This is a genomic window from Pantoea sp. V106_11, from assembly GCF_029967885.1.
GTDB lineage: Bacteria > Pseudomonadota > Gammaproteobacteria > Enterobacterales > Enterobacteriaceae > Pantoea > Pantoea ananatis.
In genome coordinates this window covers 559,621-579,589 of record NZ_JASCAK010000020.1, presented here as the reverse complement: position 1 = coordinate 579,589, position 19,969 = coordinate 559,621, and the positions used below count along the sequence as shown (strand labels likewise).

18 protein-coding genes are annotated in these 19,969 nt (G+C 52.7%); 11 read left to right on the top strand and 7 right to left on the bottom strand.

The window, feature by feature from the left end; all coding sequences use genetic code 11:
• Positions 1-149 precede the first annotated feature (149 nt).
• The 6 genes from yeaG to QLG08_RS04035 all read left to right on the top strand — a co-directional run bounded on the left by yeaG (position 150) and on the right by QLG08_RS04035 (position 8,891).
• Positions 150-2,084: a protein kinase YeaG gene (gene yeaG, locus QLG08_RS04060; RefSeq protein WP_014593835.1), complete on the top strand. Its 1,935-nt coding sequence runs from the start codon at positions 150-152 to the stop codon at positions 2,082-2,084.
• 92 nt (positions 2,085-2,176) lie between these two features.
• Positions 2,177-3,451: a YeaH/YhbH family protein gene (locus tag QLG08_RS04055; protein ID WP_013025992.1), complete on the top strand. Its 1,275-nt coding sequence runs from the start codon at positions 2,177-2,179 to the stop codon at positions 3,449-3,451.
• Positions 3,452-3,696: 245 nt separating this feature from the next.
• Positions 3,697-5,424, top strand: a complete 1,728-nt coding sequence (locus QLG08_RS04050; protein WP_013025993.1) for a potassium/proton antiporter — start codon at positions 3,697-3,699, stop codon at positions 5,422-5,424.
• 76 nt (positions 5,425-5,500) lie between these two features.
• A complete protein-coding gene (locus QLG08_RS04045; RefSeq protein WP_013025994.1) occupies positions 5,501-5,734 on the top strand; it encodes a DUF1480 family protein in 234 nt (77 codons plus the stop codon).
• A 375-nt stretch (positions 5,735-6,109) separates the two neighbouring features.
• Entirely contained in the window at positions 6,110-7,576 is a 1,467-nt protein-coding gene (gene wbaP / locus QLG08_RS04040) for an undecaprenyl-phosphate galactose phosphotransferase WbaP (protein WP_014605710.1), read from the top strand.
• A 121-nt stretch (positions 7,577-7,697) separates the two neighbouring features.
• On the top strand, positions 7,698-8,891 hold the full coding sequence (locus QLG08_RS04035; RefSeq protein WP_014593839.1) for a multidrug effflux MFS transporter: 1,194 nt from the start codon (positions 7,698-7,700) through the stop codon (positions 8,889-8,891).
• Here QLG08_RS04035 and dadX read toward each other — a convergent pair.
• A complete protein-coding gene (gene dadX / locus QLG08_RS04030; RefSeq protein WP_014593840.1) occupies positions 8,884-9,954 on the bottom strand; it encodes a catabolic alanine racemase DadX in 1,071 nt (356 codons plus the stop codon). The genes QLG08_RS04035 and dadX overlap by 8 nt on opposite strands.
• A gap of 18 nt (positions 9,955-9,972) precedes the next feature.
• Positions 9,973-11,274 (bottom strand): D-amino acid dehydrogenase, encoded by a 1,302-nt coding sequence (locus QLG08_RS04025; protein ID WP_064373891.1) that lies wholly within the window; start codon positions 11,272-11,274, stop codon positions 9,973-9,975.
• Positions 11,275-11,777: 503 nt separating this feature from the next.
• Between QLG08_RS04025 and QLG08_RS04020 the strand changes: the two genes are divergently transcribed.
• Positions 11,778-13,313 (top strand): SpoVR family protein, encoded by a 1,536-nt coding sequence (locus QLG08_RS04020; RefSeq protein ID WP_282472816.1) that lies wholly within the window; start codon positions 11,778-11,780, stop codon positions 13,311-13,313.
• Positions 13,314-13,359: 46 nt separating this feature from the next.
• Here the strand turns inward: QLG08_RS04020 and fadR are convergent, their stop codons facing one another.
• Positions 13,360-14,079: a fatty acid metabolism transcriptional regulator FadR gene (gene fadR / locus QLG08_RS04015; protein WP_013026000.1), complete on the bottom strand. Its 720-nt coding sequence runs from the start codon at positions 14,077-14,079 to the stop codon at positions 13,360-13,362.
• Between the two features lie 380 nt (positions 14,080-14,459).
• Between fadR and dsbB the strand changes: the two genes are divergently transcribed.
• On the top strand, positions 14,460-14,990 hold the full coding sequence (gene dsbB, locus QLG08_RS04010) for a disulfide bond formation protein DsbB (RefSeq protein ID WP_024472129.1): 531 nt from the start codon (positions 14,460-14,462) through the stop codon (positions 14,988-14,990).
• Between the two features lie 41 nt (positions 14,991-15,031).
• Here dsbB and QLG08_RS04005 read toward each other — a convergent pair whose 3' ends face one another.
• From QLG08_RS04005 to QLG08_RS03995, 3 genes are all read right to left on the bottom strand, one after another.
• The gene (locus QLG08_RS04005) at positions 15,032-15,478 is read right to left on the bottom strand and encodes a YcgN family cysteine cluster protein (RefSeq protein WP_013026002.1); all 447 of its coding nucleotides are present in this window, start codon (positions 15,476-15,478) and stop codon (positions 15,032-15,034) included.
• Positions 15,479-15,541: 63 nt separating this feature from the next.
• Positions 15,542-16,201 carry a fumarylacetoacetate hydrolase family protein gene (locus QLG08_RS04000; RefSeq protein ID WP_014593843.1) on the bottom strand — a complete coding sequence of 220 codons (660 nt, stop codon included), beginning with the start codon at positions 16,199-16,201 and terminating at the stop codon, positions 15,542-15,544.
• Positions 16,202-16,496: 295 nt separating this feature from the next.
• Entirely contained in the window at positions 16,497-16,772 is a 276-nt protein-coding gene (locus QLG08_RS03995) for a YcgL domain-containing protein (RefSeq protein ID WP_013026005.1), read from the bottom strand.
• Between the two features lie 154 nt (positions 16,773-16,926).
• On the opposite strand from QLG08_RS03995, the gene minC reads away from it, so the two are divergent.
• From minC to minE, 3 genes are read left to right on the top strand one after another with little or no spacing between them, the layout of a single operon-like run.
• On the top strand, positions 16,927-17,625 hold the full coding sequence (gene minC, locus QLG08_RS03990; RefSeq protein ID WP_013026006.1) for a septum site-determining protein MinC: 699 nt from the start codon (positions 16,927-16,929) through the stop codon (positions 17,623-17,625).
• A 33-nt stretch (positions 17,626-17,658) separates the two neighbouring features.
• Positions 17,659-18,471: a septum site-determining protein MinD gene (minD, locus tag QLG08_RS03985; protein ID WP_014593844.1), complete on the top strand. Its 813-nt coding sequence runs from the start codon at positions 17,659-17,661 to the stop codon at positions 18,469-18,471.
• 3 nt (positions 18,472-18,474) lie between these two features.
• Positions 18,475-18,744, top strand: coding sequence for a cell division topological specificity factor MinE (gene minE / locus QLG08_RS03980; protein ID WP_010616394.1), 270 nt, complete (start codon positions 18,475-18,477; stop codon positions 18,742-18,744).
• A gap of 51 nt (positions 18,745-18,795) precedes the next feature.
• Here minE and rnd read toward each other — a convergent pair whose 3' ends face one another.
• A complete protein-coding gene (gene rnd / locus QLG08_RS03975) occupies positions 18,796-19,917 on the bottom strand; it encodes a ribonuclease D (RefSeq protein ID WP_019105121.1) in 1,122 nt (373 codons plus the stop codon).
• Positions 19,918-19,969: the final 52 nt, after the last annotated feature.

Below are 19,969 nucleotides of genomic sequence, written 5' to 3'. Positions count from 1 at the left end.
GAGTGTCGTCATAAATGTTGTGCATCCCGATAACAATGATCAGGTTGGCATAAGGGTTGCTGTACTAACAGATAATATCTTCCGGGAGCTGTACGAGCACTGATTATTGCTCCTTTACCTGTGCTAAAAACGAAAGGACGGGCATCGCTATGAATATATTCGATCATTATCGTCAGCGTTATGAAGCTGCCAAGGACGAAGAGTTCACACTGCAGGAATTTCTGACAATCTGTAAACAGGATCGCAGTGCATACGCCAACGCCGCAGAGCGACTGTTAATGGCAATCGGTGAACCCGTGATGGTGGACACCGCTCAGGAGCCACGTCTTTCCAGAATCTTTTCTAACCGGGTAATGGGCCGTTACCCGGCGTTCGAAGAGTTTTATGGTATGGAAGAAGCGATTGAACAGATCGTCTCTTATTTGAAACACGCGGCACAAGGCCTTGAAGAGAAGAAACAAATTCTCTATCTGCTGGGTCCGGTCGGGGGCGGTAAATCCTCGCTGGCGGAACGTCTCAAATCCCTGATGCAACGCGTTCCTATCTATGTGTTGAGCGCCGATGGCGAACGGAGCCCGGTCAACGATCATCCACTGTGCCTGTTCAATCCTCAGGAAGACGCCAATATTCTGGAGAAAGAGTACGGCGTGCCGCGCCGCTACCTTGGCACCATTATGTCGCCATGGGCGGCTAAACGCCTCCATGATTTCGGCGGGGATATCACCCGCTTTAAAGTGGTGAAAGTGTGGCCGTCGATTCTGGAGCAGTTAGCTATTGCTAAAACAGAGCCGGGCGACGAAAACAACCAGGATATCTCCGCACTGGTCGGTAAGGTGGACATTCGTAAACTGGAAAACCATGCGCAGAACGATCCCGATGCTTACGGCTACTCGGGCGCGCTGTGCCGGGCTAACCAGGGCATCATGGAATTTGTGGAGATGTTTAAAGCACCGATTAAAGTGCTACATCCCCTGTTGACCGCCACCCAGGAAGGTAACTACAACGGTACAGAAGGCATTTCCGCCCTGCCGTTTAACGGTATCATTTTGGCCCACTCGAACGAATCGGAGTGGGTGACGTTCCGCAACAACAAAAACAACGAGGCGTTCCTTGACCGTGTGTATATTGTTAAGGTGCCTTACTGCCTGCGCGTGTCCGAGGAGATCAAGATTTATGAGAAGCTGCTGAACCACAGTGAGCTGTCTACCGCGCCTTGCGCACCAGGCACCCTGGAAACGCTGGCGAGATTCTCTATCCTTTCGCGACTTAAAGACCCGGATAACTCCAGTATCTACTCAAAAATGCGTGTGTATGACGGTGAAAGCCTGAAAGATACCGATCCTAAGGCGAAGTCCTGGCAGGAGTATCATGATTACGCCGGCGTCGACGAAGGGATGAACGGGCTGTCAACCCGTTTCGCCTTTAAGATTCTGTCCCGCGTCTTCAACTTCGATCACACTGAAGTGGCAGCCAACCCTGTTCACCTGTTTTATGTGCTGGAGCAGCAAATTGAACGCGAGCAGTTCCCACAGGAGCAGGCGGAAAAATACCTTGAGCACCTTAAAGGTTATTTAATTCCGAAATACGCTGAGTTTATTGGCAAAGAGATTCAGACGGCTTATCTGGAATCCTATTCCGAATATGGTCAGAATATTTTCGATCGCTATGTTACCTATGCCGACTTCTGGATCCAGGATCAGGAATATCGTGACCCTGACACCGGACAGCTTTTTGACCGCGAGTCGCTCAATGCGGAACTGGAGAAAATCGAGAAGCCTGCCGGGATTAGTAATCCTAAAGACTTCCGTAATGAAATTGTCAATTTTGTGCTGCGTGCGCGTGCGCACAATAACGGTCGCAATCCAAACTGGACCAGTTATGAGAAACTGCGTACGGTGATTGAGAAAAAAATGTTCTCGAATACCGAGGAGCTGTTGCCGGTTATTTCGTTTAACACGAAAACCTCTACGGATGAGCAGAAGAAACACGATGATTTTGTCGATCGCATGATGGAAAAAGGCTATACCCGCAAACAGGTTCGCCTGCTGTGTGAATGGTATCTGCGCGTGCGTAAATCGTCCTGATCAGAGTCTGTAAGCAAACCGGTGCGGGATAGCACCGGTCTCTTAAGGTCGGGACAACCCGGCCTGCTTGCAATGTAGTTTGGGGGAACATCATGGCCTATTTTATCGATCGCCGACTAAACGGTAAAAACAAGAGCGCGGTCAACCGCCAGCGCTTCTTGCGTCGTTACAAGTCTCAGATTAAGCAGTCGATCTCCGAGGCCATTAACAAACGCTCGGTCACCGACGTCAGCAGTGGCGAATCCGTTTCTATTCCGATTGATGACATCAACGAACCGATTTTCCATCAGGGACGCGGCGGGCAGCGCCATCGCGTCCATCCCGGCAACGACCACTTTGTGCAAAATGACCGCGTGGAGCGGCCGCAGGGCGGCGGTGGCAGCGGTTCAGGCCAGGGCAACGCCGGTCAGGACGGTGAAGGTCAGGATGAGTTTGTTTTTCAGATTTCTAAAGACGAATATCTGGACCTGCTGTTTGAAGACCTGGCCCTGCCCAACCTGCGTAAAAACCAGCATCGCCAGCTGAATGAGTATAAAACCCACCGCGCCGGTTTTACGTCTAATGGCGTACCGGCCAACATCAGCGTGGTACGCTCGCTACAGAACTCGCTGGCGCGCCGTACGGCGATGACCGCAGGTAAGCGCCGCCAGTTGCATGAGCTTGAGGATGCGCTGACGACGGTTGAAAAATCTGAACCGGCTCAGTTGCTCGAAGAGGAGCGCTTACGCAAAGAAATTGCCGAGCTGCGAGCACGTATCGATCGGGTGCCCTTCATTGATACGTTTGATTTACGCTATAAAAATTTTGAAAAACGCCCTGAGCCGTCCAGCCAGGCCGTGATGTTCTGTCTGATGGACGTTTCGGGTTCAATGGACCAGGCCACCAAGGACATGGCAAAACGTTTTTATATTTTGCTCTATCTGTTCCTGAGTCGAACCTATAAAAATGTCGAGGTGGTCTACATTCGCCACCATACTCAGGCGAAAGAAGTTGATGAGCAGGAGTTTTTCTACTCACAGGAAACCGGCGGCACTATCGTGTCGAGTGCCCTTAAGCTCATGGATGACGTGGTGAAAGAGCGTTACGATCCGGCTCAGTGGAATATCTATGCCGCGCAGGCCTCCGATGGCGACAACTGGGCCGACGATTCCCCCCTGTGCCATGAGATTCTGGCAAAGAACATTTTACCGGTCGTCCGTTACTACACCTACATTGAAATCACGCGTCGCGCGCATCAGACACTGTGGCGCGAATATGAACATCTGCAGTCTGTATTTGATAACTTTGCGATCCAGCACATTCGCGAGCCGGAGGATATCTATCCGGTCTTCCGTGAACTGTTTCACAAGCAGGCGATGGAAGCCTGACACATCAAGCCGACGCTCTGTCGGCTTTTTTTTGCGTAATAACCTGTTAAAACATGGCCTTTCCTGCAACAACTCCTCCAACTCCTCTATTAATATCGTTTAACCGGATTAACCAAGGCATTAGCAATTGATATAAATTGCAAAATGACCATGACAACTCATTGATAAAACATTATCTTGCAGAGATAGCATGGATGTTTCTACACATTAGCTGACATTGACTGCCGAATCTCAGGAGACCGCGTTTGAACCACACTATTGTTTATAGTCTTTTTATTATTGGCTCCGTGCTGGTTGCGTCGAGTATCTTACTCAGCTCTTTTTCATCCCGTCTTGGCATTCCTATTCTGGTGATATTTCTGGCACTGGGCATGCTGGCCGGCGTGGATGGCATTGGCGGCATCGCCTTCGATAACTATCCCGCCGCTTACCTTATCTCTAACCTTGCTCTGGCGATTATCCTGCTGGACGGTGGGATGCGTACCAAAGCCAGCTCCTTCAAGGTGGCGCTGGGGCCGGCCCTGTCACTGGCAACGGTAGGCGTAATGATTACGGCTGGCCTGACCGGCGTGGCCGCGGCCTGGCTCTTCAGGCTGGATATGATGCAGGGCTTTCTGATCGGTGCCATTATTGGCTCTACCGATGCGGCAGCCGTTTTTTCACTGCTTGGGGATAAAGGCCTGAACGAACGCGTCAGCTCAACGCTGGAAATTGAGTCAGGCAGCAACGATCCCATGGCCGTATTTCTGACCATCACGCTGATTGAAATGATCGAGCAGGGCAAAACCGGTCTTGACTGGATGTTTCTCGTGCATCTCATCCAACAGTTCGGCCTGGGCATCGTACTTGGACTGGGCGGCGGCTGGGCCCTGCAGCAGCTCATAAACCGCATCAACCTGGCACCCGGCCTGTATCCCTTGTTGGCACTCAGCGGCGGGATTCTGGTGTTCGCCCTGACAACGGTGCTGGAAGGCAGCGGCATTCTGGCCGTGTATCTGTGCGGCTTTTTACTGGGTAACAGCCCCATCCGTAACCGATTTGGCATTCTGCAAACCTTTGACGGTATGGCGTGGCTCAGTCAGATAGGGATGTTTATCGTGCTGGGCCTGTTGGTCACACCTTCCGATCTCTGGCATATTGCGGTTCCGGCAATGATCCTCTCCCTGTGGTTGATTTTGGTTGCGCGCCCCCTCTCCGTGTTTATCGGCCTGTTGCCCTTCCGCGGTTTTACAGGCCGTGAACGGATTTTTATCAGCTGGGTAGGCCTGCGGGGCGCGGTTCCGATCATCCTGGCGGTATTCCCGATGATGGCCGGACTTGAAAACGCATCACTCTATTTCAACATCGCCTTCTTTGTCGTGCTGGTCTCCCTGATGCTGCAGGGCACCTCTCTGGGCTATGCGGCAAAAAAAGCCAAAGTGGTGGTACCGCCCACGGCATCGCCTGTCAGCCGAATTGGGTTAGATATCCACCCGGAAAATCCCTGGGAGCAGTTTGTTTACCAGCTCAGTGCCGACAAATGGTGCGTGGGCGCTGCGCTGCGTGATTTACAGATGCCGCGTGAAACCCGCATTGCTGCCCTGTTTCGGGATAATGTGCTGATGCATCCCAACGGGGCGACACGATTAAAAGAAAACGACGTTATCTGCGTGATTGGACGCGAGCGTGACCTGCCTGCGCTAGGAAAAATGTTCAGTCAGTCGCCGCCCGTCGCGCTGGATCAGCGTTTCTTTGGTGACTTTATTCTGGATGCCGACGCGCGCCTGAACGACGTGGCGCAAATTTACGGCCTTGAACTGGACGAACAGACCAATGCTCAACAATCGCTCGGGCAGCTGATGCTTGGCATGCTGGGTGGCACGCCCGTCGTGGGCGATCAGGTTGAATGGAATCAACTGACCTGGACCGTGGCGGAAAAAGAAGATAATCAGATTGTGAAAATTGGTGTGCGCCCAAGTGAAGACAAAGAATAATCTTACTTCGCTGGCGCGTTAAATGGGCTGAATTGCACTACGCTTTTATAACATTCAGTGAAAACGGGAGTTATCCATGGGTCACGTGGTTAAAATTGGTCGCTACGAAATTGTCGATGCAGAATTCAGCAGCGAAAAACCGCTGACAGTGAGTATTCCCTGCCACACCAACCCCGGACTGAGCTATCAGCTCGACGGCTGGGATCACGACACCAGCGTTCCGGCATGGATCGACGATAAAGAGGTCATTTTACATATCGCCCACTACGATAAGCAGCAAGACCGGTGGGTATTAAAAGAACCGGCCTGAGCCTGAGTATTACCGCCAGTCATTGATTTGGCGGTAATTCCTAAAAAGTGGCCCTGGCCGCACGGCTTATAGGTTATACTTTTAAAATATTATTTTCCAAATCAGCCATTTAAGCCCATTCTGCGCAATTTTCACCTGGTTTTTTAAGAATTCTTCCGTATTAACTCCGTCAAATATCTCCTGCATACTCTCTTTCAGTGCTGCAATTTTACGTGACTCAAATCACGCTTAGTAACGGTTTATTTGTAGCATCAATGGCTCTAATGACTGTAACAAACTGAAAACATCCCGGTTTCGGGTTTTCAGTCGTTAACCCCTGAACGCGTACTTGATTCTGGTCAGGCCATCTTTTACTTAATTAAGAGAGCAGGTTTTATGGCAAGTACAATGGTAATAAACAATGCGAGTCGCTCATGGAGCGGTCTTCGTAAGAATATTCTGGTAAAGTTTGCACTGAGTTTTTCAGACCTTATTGCGCTGAACCTGGCGCTGTTTCTCTCTGCCGCTACCGTGCAGGGTATTTGGGGAGATTTGGATGCGTTTATTCCGCCGCATCAAATTGAAAACCGTTTTATTGCGCAGTTTATTATGTCGGTATTATGTACCGGCTGGTTTTGGATGCGCCTGCGTCACTACACCTACCGCAAACCCTTTTGGTTCGAACTGAAAGAAATTGTGAAAACACTGGTTGTTTTCTCCCTGCTCGATCTGGCATTAATCGCGTTTTCTAAATGGGACTTCTCCCGCATGGTGTGGGTGTTCAGCTGGAGCTATGCCCTGCTGCTGCTGCCGCTGCTGCGTGCAGGCGTTAAAAGTGCCATTAATAAAGCCGGTCAGTGGCAAAAAGAAACCATCATTATTGGCTCTGGCCGTAACGCTACCGAAGCCTATGCGGCCTTACAAAGTGAAGAAATTTTGGGATATAACGTTCAGGCATTTATTTCAGTAGAAGATGCGCCGCTGCAGCAGAGCGTGAATGGCGTACCGGTCATTTCTGCCAACGATATTAACTGGAGCACCATCGATCGCGACAACGTGCAGTTTATTGTCGCGATGGAGTACGAGCAGCAGCCGGAGCGCGATCGCTGGTTGAAGTTTCTGTCAAAAATGAACTGCCGGTCAGTGTCGGTGATCCCAACCCTGCGTGGCGTCCCGCTTTACGGCACGGATATGTCGTTTATCTTTAGCCATGAAGTGATGATTTTGCGCGTCAGTAATAACCTGGCAAAGCATTCGTCACGTTTCCTGAAGCGCAGTTTCGATATTGTTGTGGCGTCGTTACTGCTGCTGTTCCTGGCGCCGGTCTTTGCCCTGCTCTGCTATATGGTCAAGCGTGATGGGGGCAATGCCATCTATGGTCACGAACGTATCGGGCAGGATGGCAGAAAGTTCAAGTGTCTGAAGTTCCGCTCAATGGTGACCAATTCCAAAGAGGTGCTGGAAAGCTTGCTGGCAACCAGTGAAGAAGCGCGTCGGGAATGGGACAAAGACTTTAAGCTCAAGAAGGATCCGCGTATTACCCGCATCGGCGGCTTCCTGCGTAAAACCAGCCTGGATGAGCTGCCGCAGCTGTGGAACGTGATCCGCGGGGAGATGAGCCTGGTGGGGCCGCGTCCGGTGATTGAGGCTGAGCTTGAGCGCTACGCCGGCGATGTGGATTACTACCTGATGGCGAAACCGGGTATGACTGGGCTATGGCAGGTCAGCGGACGTAACGATATTGATTACGACACCCGCGTCTATTTCGACTCCTGGTATGTTAAAAACTGGGCGTTATGGACAGACATCGCCATCCTGTTTAAAACGGCCGGTGTAGTTTTCCGCCGCGACGGCGCCTACTGATTTAGCATGCGATGCCTGTTTCAGCAGGCATCGCCATTTCTCCAGGTAATTTGCTTTCCTTTTTCGCTGTTAATCATTACCCTCTTTCCTCGCTTTATCGAACGTTTACCCTCTGGTTGCTATGCAAAAATATACCTTATTGCTATTGAGCCTGGTGCTGCTGGCACCTTTAGGCATTGATCTCTATTTACCCACGCTGCCGCAGATTGCTGAAGGCTTATCGACGCCCGTCGCCCTGGTACAAACCACGATCCCGCTTTTCTTACTGATTATGGGGCTGGGACAGTTGGTCAGTGGCCCGCTGGTGGACAACTATGGCCGTAAGCCCGTCGCCTTATTGGGCCTGGCGCTGTACATCGCCGGCAGCGTCATTGCCGCGACGGCGACCACTTTCCCGCTATTTTTAATTGCCCGACTGGTTCAGGGCTGCGCGGTCTGCTGCAGCGCGGTGGTGGCTTTTAGCGGCGTGCGTGACCGACTCAGTGGTGATGACGCTGCCCGGGCTTACGGCTTCCTGAACGGGGCACTGAATATTGTGCCTGCTCTGGCGCCGTTGCTGGGTGGCATTCTGGCCAGCGCCTTCGACTGGCGCGCGCCGTTCTGGTTCCTGTGTGCCTATGCGGCAGTCGTGATGCTGATGGTCATCATCTGGCTGCCTGAAACGCGTCCGGCGGATACGCTGCGCGTGAAGGGCCTTCCGGTAAACCAGTACGCCGCGATTCTTCGCCAGCCGCGCTTTTTGGCGTTTGCCTTTGCCAATGCCGGCGCGCTGGGGATGGTGCTGACCTATGTCTCGCTGGCCCCGCAGGTATTAATGACCGAAGGGGGACTTTCGCCTCTGGCCTTCTCGTTTGCCTTTGGTGCAAATGGTTTTTGGATCATGCTGGTCAGCGTGGTGGTGAATAAAGCGATTCGCAAAGCGGGCCGACCGTTTTGCCTTGCCATCGGTTTTATCACCATGTTGACGGGTGCCGTTCTGCTCGTGGCGGGAATGACCTTGTTGCCTGACAGCCTGCAGTTCCATTGGGCGCTGTATATGTTCCCGGTGGCGGTCGCCGTAGCCGGGCTGGCTTTCACCGTTGGGCCAGCCACCAGCTATGCGCTGGAACCCTATCAGCAGCAGGCAGGCGTGGCCTCGGCGCTGCAGGGATTTATCCAGATGGCGGGAGGCGCAGCAGGTAGCCTGATCGTGGTGGCTCTGCCGGTAGCGGAGAAACTGTCATTAACGTTGATGATGCTGCTGGGCGCAGCGCTGGCCTTCCTGGCCTGGCGCTGCAGTAAGAAAATGCAAAGCCGGATTACCGCCGTTAACTGATTTTAACCGGAACGCGTGGGGCCAGCGCGCACATCAGCTCATAGCCCACCGTTCCGGCTGCTTTCGCCACCTGATCGATTTTGACATTTTCCCCCCATAACTCCACGGACGAGCCAATGCCAGCCTGCGGGCACGGCGTGAGATCCACCGTTATCATATCCATCGAAACCGCGCCGACAACCTGCGTCATTATCCCGTCAACGGCAACCGGGGTTCCTGTCGGCGCATGACGTGGATAGCCGTCCGCATAACCGCAGGCAACCACGCCGATACGCTGCGGCTGGGTTGCATGATAGCGATAGCCATAGCCGACGCCATCACCGGCCTGCAGCTGCTGTACGCCGATAATCTCGCTGCTCAGCGTCATGACCGGTTTTAGTCCGCTGCTGGCGATATCCTGCCAGTTCCCGCTTGGCGAAGCGCCATACAAGATGATGCCCGGACGTACCCAGTCGTAATGCGCTTCAGGATGCCACAACGTGCAGGCCGAATTGGATAATGACACCGGACTGTCCAGCCCTTCCGTAGCCTGTGCGATGCGTTTAAGCGGCTCGACGATTCCGTCAGGATTTTCCGCATCGGCAAAGTGCGCCATCAGGGTAATGTCTCCGACATTTTCGAGCGCACGCAGCTTATGCCAGATTCCGTTGACCTGTTCAGGACGAAACCCCAGCCGGTTCATGCCGCTGTTGATCTTGAGATAGAGATCAACGGGCGCAGAGAGCGTGGCGTTTGCCAGGGCGTGAATTTGCCAGTTGCTGTGCACGCTGGTCGTCAGCCGGTAGCGATCAATCAATGCCAGATCGTCAGGGTGAAAAAAGCCTTCAAGCAGCAATATCGGCTTCTTCCAGCCCTGCTCGCGCAGCAAAATGGCCTCTTCCATGTTGAGTAGCGCGAAACCATCCGTGGCGGACAGGCTTTCCCATACGCGGGCGATGCCGTGACCGTAAGCGTTGGCTTTCACCACTGACCAGACGCGTGACGTCGGGGCCGCCCGGCGCACAATCGCCAGATTATGTCGCAACGCCTGTTGATCGATGGTCGCGACAATTGGACGTGACATATTCCTCTCCCTGAAGGCTTAACGTACTGCGTTAACGTTATGAAGCGGCGATCGGGTCGCCGCAAAACCGGGTAAATAACGAAAGACGGTAAGATCGTCCGCGGCTATCGCGGATGAGGTACCGGATATGACGTCAGCCAGTAACTGACCGGAGCCGCACGCCATTGTCCATCCCAAGGTGCCGTGCCCGGTATTCAGGAAAAGATTCGAAAGCGGCGTGGCACCGACTACCGGCGTCCCGTCTGGCGTCATGGGACGCAGACCGGTCCAGAAGCTGGCCTGACTGACATCTCCTCCCTCAGGATAAAGATCTGTGACCACCATCTCCAGCGTTTCGCGACGCGCCTCCAGCAGTTTGGTGTTAAAACCCACAATCTCCGCCATACCGCCGACGCGAATACGGTTATCGAAGCGTGTCACCGCCACTTTATAGGTTTCATCGAGGATCGTTGAAACCGGGGCGGCATCGGGATTGGTCACCGGTATGGTCAGGGAATAGCCTTTGAGCGGGTAAACAGGAATATCGACGATGTTTTTCATCAATGAGGTTGAGTAGGATCCCAGCGCAACCACATAGCTGTCACCTTTGATCACTTCCTCACCGCACTTCACCCCATAAATACGATTACCATCACGCAGGAGCTGATCGATCGGCGTATTAAACCGGAAGACAACGCCAGCCTCTTCAGCCATTTTGGCCAGACGCTGCGTGAAAAGCTGGCAATCGCCGGTTTCATCGTTAGGCAGGCGCAAGCCGCCAGTAAGTTTATGCTGTGTTGCTGCCAGTGCCGGTTCCACGCTGGCCAGCTGGTGCGCCTCCAGCAATTCATAGGGCACACCGGCCTCGCGTAGCACCGCAATATCTTTGCTGGCGCTGTCGAACTGCTGCTGGGTTCGAAACAGCTGCAGCGTGCCGCCCTGACGACCTTCATAGGCGATGCCGGTTTCCGCACGCAACGCTTTGAGACAGTCACGGCTGTATTCGGCCAGGCGGACCATACGGCTTTTGTTTTGCTGGTAGTGACGCATATCGCAATTGCGCAGCATGTTCCACATCCATTCGAGCTGGAAGCGACTGCCGTCCAGACGGATAGCCAGCGGCGCATGGCGCTGAAACATCCACTTCATCGCTTTAAGCGGCACGCCCGGCGCCGCCCAAGGGGCAGCATAACCGGGGGAGATTTGCCCGGCATTGGCGGCACTGGTTTCCATCGCAGGCTGAGGCTGACGATCGATCACGGTGACCTGGTGTCCGGCACGCGCCAGATACCATGCGCTCGTTACCCCTACTACGCCACTCCCAAGAATCACTACGTGCATAAGTCCCCCGCGAAATTAAAAAGCATAATCCACTGTGCAATGGTTTACATTCAGTGTGATCACAAAGTGGAAACATCCTCTAAACAATTCAACTATTTCACCTCTTTTTTCATCCGCAGGTAACTAAAATCATTTCACCCACTTAAATTCAGAGAGTTATGCGCCAATAGTAAAAAAAGCAGGCATAAATGACATTGTCTATAGTTAATTCCACCACTTTCAGGAGAATCATTCAAAGCGCGCCTTTTGGCCCAATTCCAGAATATTGTGCTAATAAATACCTGCAATGTAGTCGGTAGAGCTATTTAATCCCAACCCCTTAAACCTGAAATGATTTTTCTGCCAAAGAATTCGTTTGAGTTCCCGGATCGGATAAGCGACAGTGAACTATCATTGATATGTTCACTCAGTTTTTTTGGGTTCCCTTTCTCAGGAAGAGCCTTAAATAAATCGCAACGGGCAACCCCACCGCGTGAGTCCGTTCGCCAAAACAGAGGTGCGCTATGACAACAATCTTTGACGATTCACTCATGGACAGCAAACGCATCAGCGATGGACCCGACTGGACCTTCGACCTGCTCGATGTCTATCTCGCTGAAATCGACCGCGTAGCCAAACACTACGGTCTGGATACCTACCCGCACCAAATAGAAGTGATCACCTCAGAGCAAATGATGGACGCCTACTCAAGCGTAGGGATGCCCATCAACTACTCGCACTGGTCTTTTGGCAAAAAATTTATTGAGACCGAGCAGCGCTATAAGCACGGCCAGCAGGGCCTGGCTTACGAAATCGTGATCAATTCCAATCCCTGCATCGCCTATCTGATGGAAGAGAACACGATGACCATGCAGGCGCTGGTGATGGCGCACGCCTGCTACGGGCACAACTCCTTCTTCAAGAATAATTACCTGTTTCGTAGCTGGACCGATGCCAGCTCCATCGTGGATTATCTGTTGTTTGCAAAGAATTATATTTCTGACTGCGAGGAGCGTTACGGGGTTGAAGAAGTGGAACGCCTGCTTGATTCCTGCCACGCGTTGATGAACTACGGTGTTGATCGCTACAAGCGTCCCCAGAAAATTTCATTGCAGGAAGAGAAAGCGCGGCAAAAAAGCCGTGAAGAGTATCTGCAGAGTCAGGTGAACACGCTCTGGCGTACGCTGCCGCGCAAAGAGAAAGAAGCCACGCTGGTTGAGGCCGCGCGTTACCCTTCAGAGCCGCAGGAAAACCTGCTCTACTTTATGGAAAAGAACGCGCCCCTGCTCGAATCCTGGCAGCGGGAGATTCTGCGCATAGTGCGTAAGGTGAGCCAGTATTTCTATCCCCAGAAACAAACCCAGGTCATGAATGAAGGCTGGGCCACCTTCTGGCACTACACCATCCTTAACCACCTGTACGATGAAGGCAAAGTGTCCGAGCGCTTCATGATGGAGTTTCTCCACAGCCATACCAACGTCATCTATCAGCCACCGTATAACAGCCAGTGGTATAGCGGGATCAACCCCTATGCATTAGGTTTTGCGATGTTCCAGGACATCAAGCGCATTTGCCAGTCGCCAACCGAAGAAGATCGCTACTGGTTCCCGGATATTGCCGGTTCTGACTGGCTAAAAACCCTGCATTTCGCGATGCGTGAATTCAAGGATGAAAGTTTTATCAGTCAGTTCCTGTCGCCAAAGGTTATGCGCGATTTCCGCCTGTTTACCGTGCTGGATGACGATCGTAATAACTTTCTGGAGATCGCTGCCATCCACGATGAGGCGGGCTACCGTGCGATTCGTCAGCAGCTCTCCGCTCAGTACAACCTGAGTAACCTGGAGCCCAACATTCAGGTTTACAACGTTGACCTGCGTGGCGATCGTTCCCTGACGCTGCGCTATGTCCCGCAGAGCCGTGCGCCGCTGGACAAAAGCCGCCGGGAAGTGCTTAAACACGTGCGACGACTATGGGGATTTGACGTTATTCTGGAACAGCAAAACGAAGACGGGAGCGTTGAGCTACTGGACCGTAATCCACCGCGTAACGCCCCGCTTTAAGCGGAATGCGGAATAAAAAAAACCGGACGCCATGTCCGGTTTTTTATTAACGTTTGCTGCCTAAATCGTCCGGCAGCGTTTTTTGCATCGAATGCCAGATATCGCCACTCTGACGACCATAGCGACGGACACATTCAACGATTTCGTCCTGGGTAGGCTCTTTGTCACACAGGTTGAGCAGCGTTTGATAAAAATCGCGTGCCACCTTACGCGCTTCCGGGTTAGAAAAGTAGTGGCGTCCAACGCGGGTGTAAAGCCCTTTCAGCCCATTCAGGATCAGGCCATAAATTGGGTTGCCTGATGCGAACGCCAGCCCGCGAAACACCCGGTAATCCAGTTCGGTATAGCTGTCTACCTGGTCTTCAGCACTGTTTACGGCTTCCAGCACCTCGCGTGCCTTCTCTGGATAATGGCGTAAGGCGCGACTGATAAAGATCGAAGAAATATTGGTTCGGACAGATAACAGGTTATCGATCAGGGCGGGTACGCTGTCATGATCGAGACGCGCCAGGGTTTCAAGAATATTAAGACCCGAGGTTTCCCAAAAATTATTCACGCGAGTAGGTTTGCCGTGCTGAATCGTCAGCCAGCCGTCACGCGCCAGACGCTGCAGCACTTCGCGCAATGTGGTACGTGTTACACCAATCAGTTCAGAAAGCTCACGTTCAGCAGGAAGAATGGATCCAGGCGGAAAACGGCTGTTCCAGATGCTTTCAATTATATACTCTTCAGCAAATCCGGCTGGACTCTGCGCCTTAATAACCATAACTGTGTGTTCTCATTGCTTTCTGGATCGTAATGGGGACTCATCATACCAGACGCCCTATAGCGGATACAGACTGCACAACGATTAAAAGCGCGGTTTAGCACAAAATTAAGACAGATTACCGCGATCATTACGGCCGTATTTACGCCAGCCTTACCTCAGCGTTTTGGGCGGGCGCATTGCCACCACGCGGTTCCCTTGCTTGCGGGATTTGACGCGCAAAAGAACATCAATATCACGCGGTTATCAGAATTTTTGTTAAGTCATTAATCTGGATCAGTGCCAGGTCATGTTTGTACATAATTTTTACCCAACGCAGGATGGCGCGCAGCGACTTTTGGTTTACACTGCGGGGCATTAACGTTTACAGGGAATGCAATATGTTGCGATATTTAAACCAATGTTCGCGTGGTCGCGGGGCCTGGTTATTACTGGCCCTTTCTGCACTGGCCTTGGAGCTTACGGCGTTGTGGTTCCAGTATGGTTTGGGCTTCAAACCCTGTGTAATGTGTATTTATGTGCGCTGTGCGCTGTTTGGCGTAGTGGCTGCAGGGCTTATCGGGTTTCTTCTACCACGTTCACCGTTGCGGCTGGTGGCCATTCTGGTCTGGATCTACAGCGCCTGGGAAGGCCTGCGGCTGTCTTACGAACACACGATGATCCTGCTGCATCCCAATCCTTTTGTGACCTGTGATTTCGCGGCCCGTTTTCCAACGTGGCTGCCGCTGGATAAATGGCTACCGTCGGTGTTCGTCGCCAGCGGAGACTGTTCAGATCGTGGGTGGGAATTCCTGTCGCTCAGCATGCCACAGTGGATGATCGGTGTTTTCGCTGCCTATCTGTTGGTCGGCATTTTGGTTCTGATCGCGCAGCCGTTAAAACCTAAGCGCCGGGATTTATTTGGCCGCTAACGTTAAAAAGGCTGCCACTGGCAGCCTTTAATGTATGTGCATCAGCCGTTACGATCCGGCCGATCAATAATGTGATCTTCCCAGTCACGCACTTCGCTTTCCCGCACCGCAATATAACGCACCGAAATACGTTGAGCATGCATCTCGGTTTTGGAGCCCGCGCGCAGCGGATGCCAGGCCGGGAGCGGCTTCCCCTCGCCCAACAGCCGGTAGGCGCAGGTACGGGGCAGCCAGTTGAAGGTGGTCAAGTTTTCGCGCGTCAGCTTGATACAGTCTTCTTCAAATTCAAACCGACGTTCGTAATTGCGACACTGACAGGTCTTTATATTGAGCTGGTTACAGGCGACGTTGGTGAAATAGATTTCATCCGTATCGGCGTCCTGTAATTTGTTCAGGCAGCACTGGCCACAACCATCACACAAGGATTCCCATTCCTCATCGCTCATTTGTGCCAGGCGTTTATGTTGCCAGAAAGGGGTTTCAGTCATGATGATTGTCCAGATTTAGCCTAAACCGCACCTTATAAAGATATTGACGCGATGATGCAAGTTTTAGAGTACCCGCGTGCTGATGCCGTGGCCCGCAACAGAAACCTCAAGCGTATCGCCCGAGCGCATCGGCCCCACGCCTTCAGGCGTGCCGGTCAGGATGACATCACCCGCATGCAGGGTAAAATACTGACTCATATGTGCAATCAGCGGCAGAATTTTGTGGATCATATCGGCGGTGTTGCCCTGCTGGCGAACCTCACCGTTGACCACCAGCTTCAGCTCGGTATTCTGCGGGTCGCCTGAGAACTCAGCGACCGGAATAAATCCCGAGACCGGACAGGCGTTATCAAAGGCTTTCGCTTTTTCCCACGGCTGCCCGGCTTTTTTTAAGCCTGCCTGCAGGTCACGCAGGGTTAAATCCAGCGCCACACCGTAACCGGCGATCGCTTGCGCCACGTGCGCTTCTGAAGCCTGCTTCAGGGTGGTGCCTATCAGTACGGCCAGCTCAACTTCGTGGTGCACTTCACCAAACGCATCGGGAACAGATAAAGGCTGGCGCAGATCGCACAAGGCCGTTTGCGGCTTAATAAAAATAACCGGCTCGGTCGGTGTCGCACTGCCCATTTCTTTGATGTGTTTCGCATAGTTGCTGCCCACGCAAACCACTTTGCTCACGGGATAATCTAACAAAGCGCCTTGCCAGTTACGATGCTGATACATGCTAATCCCCTGCTTAGAGTGCCGAAATGCCAGTCATGTCGGCGGATTGACGTTACTGACAGACGACACCTAAAGCCAGCCTGCCAGCTATCACTGAGATGCATAAACCTGACAGATGCGCGAGAATTGTCAATAAGTCAGCCAGGCTATTTGTGCGTCGCCGCCTTCATCTGACCGGTCAGGTTGCAAACAGCGCGCCGCAGCGGCGCGACTGTGCAATTATTATTCAGCCTCACGGGAATATAAATTTGCTGATGACGGCCCTGCAAAATTTATATTAAAGGAACAATCCGAGTTAATCTTTTCTATCCAGTTCGAGATGCGTTTTTAACAAACTTTCGATGGGTGGTGGAATTTGCAAATAATATCCCTGCTCGCTTAACCCCTGCTTCACTTTATTGATGTCCGCATTGGCCAGTTTGTCGCGCTGGGCCAGGTTCACCACCATCGCTAACTGAGGCTTACCAAAGCCTTTCAGCAGGGCCTCAGGAACGCGCGAAAAATCGTCTTTTTTTTCAACGTAGAGATAAGTCTGGTCGCGGACGGGACTTCTGTAGATCACACAAAACATATTTTTTACTCGAATTAACCAGCCGTGAGGCTTGTTTGAATATAGCGGTAACTATAACATGCTTGCAGTACTTCGAATATTCGCCGATCGCGCTTTAACGATGCTTTTATGATCGCTTAGCACAGGGTAGTAAAACAGGACTGAGTCGGGACAGATGCCGCAATCGCCAATCGAATTTAAGGGAAGCAGTTTTACCTTGTCCGTTGTTCATTTGCATCACCATGAGCCAGAGGTGATCCGCAAAGCGCTACAGGACAAAATTGACCAGGCTCCAGATTTCCTGAAAAACGCACCCGTGGTGCTGAATGTTGCGGCCCTTGATGCGGCCGTAAACTGGAAACAGATGCAGCAGGCCGTCAGCGCAACGGGGCTCCGTATCGTCGGCGTCAGTGGATGCAAAGACGAGGCGCTGAAAAAAATGATCGCTCGCGTCGGTCTTCCGGTGCTGGCCGAAGGTAAAGAGAGCCACAAGCGCGAAGCGCCGGAGCCGGAGTCAAAACCCGTTGCGACGGAAGCGCTGGTGGCGAAAACACGCATCGTTAACACGCCGGTGCGTTCTGGTCAGCAAATCTATGCCCGCAATGCGGATTTGATTGTCACCAGCAGCGTCAGCGCCGGCGCGGAACTGGTTGCCGATGGCAATATTCATATCTATGGCATGATGCGCGGCCGCGCGCTGGCGGGTGCCAGCGGTGACAGAGATTGCCAGATTTTTTGCACCAACCTGGCAGCAGAGTTGGTTTCTATCGCCGGGGAGTACTGGATCATGGATCAAATCCCCGAAGCGTTTTTTGCTAAAGCGGCACGCCTCTGCCTTCAGGACGGCGCGCTGACTATCCAGACACTTAATTAGGCCCCTTTTCTTTCGTTAAGGAAATCAACATTTATGGCACGCATTATTGTAGTTACATCCGGTAAAGGGGGCGTTGGTAAGACCACGTCAAGCGCGGCCATCGCCACCGGTTTAGCGCAGAAAGGCAAAAAAACGGTTGTCATCGACTTTGATATCGGCCTGCGTAACCTTGATTTAATCATGGGCTGCGAACGCCGTGTGGTTTATGATTTTGTTAATGTCATTCAGGGTGATGCCACGCTGAACCAGGCATTGATTCGTGATAAGCGCACAGAACAACTTTATATTCTGCCTGCCTCACAGACCCGCGACAAAGACGCCCTTACCCGCGAAGGTGTTGAGAAGGTGCTGAACGATCTGGCAGAGATGGCGTTTGACTTCATCGTTTGTGACTCGCCGGCCGGCATCGAAACCGGTGCGTTAATGGCGCTCTATTTTGCCGACGAAGCCATCATCACCACGAACCCGGAAGTTTCCTCTGTACGCGACTCTGACCGTATTCTCGGTATTATTTCTTCCAAATCCCGCCGTGCGGAAACCAGTCAGGAACCGGTTAAAGAGCATCTGCTGCTGACCCGTTACAATCCTGGCCGCGTTAATCGTGGCGATATGCTGAGCATGGAAGATGTTCTGGAAATCCTGCGTATTCCTCTGGTCGGCGTCATCCCGGAAGACCAGTCGGTTCTTCGTGCCTCTAACCAGGGTGAGCCGGTAATTCTCGATGGTGAGTCTGATGCTGGTAAAGCCTATGCCGATACCGTTGACCGGTTACTCGGTGAAAGTCGCCCCTTCCGCTTTATTGAAGAAGAGAAGAAGGGTTTCCTGAAACGCCTGTTCGGGGGATAAACCATGGCATTACTTGATTTCTTTTTATCCCGGAAGAAGAACACTGCCAACATAGCCAAGGAAAGGCTACAGATTATTGTGGCAGAACGGAGAAGGGGCGACAGTGAGCCCCACTATCTTCCGCAACTTAAGCGTGACATTCTCGAAGTGATTTGCAAGTACGTGAAGATTGATCCGGACATGGTGACGGTTCAACTCGACCAGAAAGGGGATGATATCTCCATTCTGGAACTGAACGTCACGCTACCTGAAACGGAAGACGTGCCTAAATGACGTCGACCGTTTCCTGATTTTCCCCTGCGCTGTACTGGCAGGGGAAATTTCTTACATCTCGGCAAGGATGGTCATAATGCCGGGTTTCAGCACGTCGCCTCGCCACCCTGATAACAGTTCAGGTTCGCGGTTTTGTGGCTTCAGCCCCCAGTGCTGACTCAGTACCTGATTGATCTGTCGGCGCGATGCCAGCAGCTCCTGACTAAACCCGCTCTGCTCACTTACCTGCTGCACCAGTGCTTTGATCGCTTTAAACGCCCGCTTATAGTTCACATGATCGACCAGATTGCTTAACGGCGGCGGCAGCTCGCTTTCAGCCAGTCCGGCTGCGTCTGCGACCTGCGCCAGCATCGCCCTGCCGTGAAAACGAATCTCATGGCCAGATAAGCCCAGGTGATCTAACTCACCCTGCGAGCCCGGCATGAAACGGGCGACTTTCCACAGGTTCTCTTCCCGCACCACAAAATTCACTGCCATGTCTTTTTCTCGGGCAACCTTGAGCCGCCAGGCCGCCAGGCGTTGCAGCGCCGCCAGCTGGCGCGGACGCAGCTGCCAGGCATTGGTGATATCGCGCCAGGCATCTTCCGGCGCTAAGCTATCCAGCCGACGCTGGCACAGGTTTTCACATTCGCTCAGCGCCGCCGCCATGTTCCCTGCCTGCTCAACCTGTTGCATGAGTTGATGAGCAATCGGCAACAGGTAATGCACGTCGGCAGCGGCATACTGGCACTGCCGTTCCGTCAGCGGACGCGCCAGCCAGTCCGTGCGCGCCTCACTCTTATCTAATTCGACCTGGGTAAAGTGCGCCACCATGGAGGCAAATCCCCAGGAAAGCGGTTGACCGCTAAAGGCCGCCAGAATCTGTGTATCAATCATCGGCTGTGGCAGTACCGCAAAACGGTGCAGGAAGACTTCCAAATCTTCGCCGCCCGCGTGCAAAAATTTCGTGACGCGGGTATCCGTTAACAGTTCGATAAACGGTGACCAGTCACGCACAGGTAACGGATCGATCAACACCAGCTGTTCGCCATCAAACAGCTGAATCAGTCCCAGCTGTGGATAGTAGGTACGGGTACGGACAAATTCCGTATCCAGGGCGACGGCCGTATGCTGGCGTGCTTTGTTGCACACCTCGGCCAGGCGATCATCGTTATCGATCAGGGAATAGTTCACGTTCAGTTTTCACCGCAGCCGACAACGTGCGGTGCTCCATGTTAAAAGCAAT

What these genes read in the sequence shown, in the direction of transcription:
- QLG08_RS04045 (WP_013025994.1), top strand. Translation starts at nt 5,501, where the DNA reads ATGGGTCACGTGGTTAAAATTGGTCGCTACGAAATTGTCGATGCAGAA.
- fadR (WP_013026000.1), bottom strand. Translation starts at nt 14,079, where the DNA reads ATGGTTATTAAGGCGCAGAGTCCAGCCGGATTTGCTGAAGAGTATATA.
- minC (WP_013026006.1), top strand. Translation starts at nt 16,927, where the DNA reads ATGCCGCAATCGCCAATCGAATTTAAGGGAAGCAGTTTTACCTTGTCC.
- yeaG (WP_014593835.1), top strand. Translation starts at nt 150, where the DNA reads ATGAATATATTCGATCATTATCGTCAGCGTTATGAAGCTGCCAAGGAC.
- dadX (WP_014593840.1), bottom strand. Translation starts at nt 9,954, where the DNA reads ATGTCACGTCCAATTGTCGCGACCATCGATCAACAGGCGTTGCGACAT.
- QLG08_RS04035 (WP_014593839.1), top strand. Translation starts at nt 7,698, where the DNA reads ATGCAAAAATATACCTTATTGCTATTGAGCCTGGTGCTGCTGGCACCT.
- wbaP (WP_014605710.1), top strand. Translation starts at nt 6,110, where the DNA reads ATGGCAAGTACAATGGTAATAAACAATGCGAGTCGCTCATGGAGCGGT.
- QLG08_RS04025 (WP_064373891.1), bottom strand. Translation starts at nt 11,274, where the DNA reads ATGCACGTAGTGATTCTTGGGAGTGGCGTAGTAGGGGTAACGAGCGCA.
- QLG08_RS04000 (WP_014593843.1), bottom strand. Translation starts at nt 16,201, where the DNA reads ATGTATCAGCATCGTAACTGGCAAGGCGCTTTGTTAGATTATCCCGTG.
- QLG08_RS04055 (WP_013025992.1), top strand. Translation starts at nt 2,177, where the DNA reads ATGGCCTATTTTATCGATCGCCGACTAAACGGTAAAAACAAGAGCGCG.
- QLG08_RS04020 (WP_282472816.1), top strand. Translation starts at nt 11,778, where the DNA reads ATGACAACAATCTTTGACGATTCACTCATGGACAGCAAACGCATCAGC.
- minD (WP_014593844.1), top strand. Translation starts at nt 17,659, where the DNA reads ATGGCACGCATTATTGTAGTTACATCCGGTAAAGGGGGCGTTGGTAAG.
- minE (WP_010616394.1), top strand. Translation starts at nt 18,475, where the DNA reads ATGGCATTACTTGATTTCTTTTTATCCCGGAAGAAGAACACTGCCAAC.
- dsbB (WP_024472129.1), top strand. Translation starts at nt 14,460, where the DNA reads ATGTTGCGATATTTAAACCAATGTTCGCGTGGTCGCGGGGCCTGGTTA.
- QLG08_RS03995 (WP_013026005.1), bottom strand. Translation starts at nt 16,772, where the DNA reads ATGTTTTGTGTGATCTACAGAAGTCCCGTCCGCGACCAGACTTATCTC.
- QLG08_RS04005 (WP_013026002.1), bottom strand. Translation starts at nt 15,478, where the DNA reads ATGACTGAAACCCCTTTCTGGCAACATAAACGCCTGGCACAAATGAGC.